Here is a 372-nt window from a genome sequence, read left to right on the forward strand (position 1 = left end):
TTGGCAAGCCAAGTGATCCGGGACGCAGCGGCACAGACAACCGCCGCTTCGTTGAGGCAGTGCTGTGGATTGCCCGCACAGGCAGCCCCTGGCGAGACCTGCCGCCAGAGTTCGGCAAGTGGAACACGGTGTTCAAGCGCTTTAGAGACTGGGTCAAGGCCGACGTATTCCAACGCCTGTTCGATGCAGTGAGCGAGCAGCCAGACATGGAATATGCGATGGTGGATGCCACGATTGTGAAAGTGCATCGGCACGGCCAGGGGGCAAAAGGGGGACTTCGGGCCAGGCCATAGGCCACTCGCGGGGAGGCATGACCACGAAGATACTGGCGCTGACGGATGCGCTGGGCAATCTGGTGAAGTTCGTCTTGAT

1 pseudogene is annotated in these 372 nt (G+C 60.5%); it reads left to right on the top strand.

The features are described 5' to 3' along the window. A pseudogene (locus ACYZGB_RS22895) lies at positions 1-372 on the top strand (IS5 family transposase); the annotation flags it as partial.

The sequence above is a fragment of the Acidovorax sp. Q11 genome, assembly GCF_054950075.1.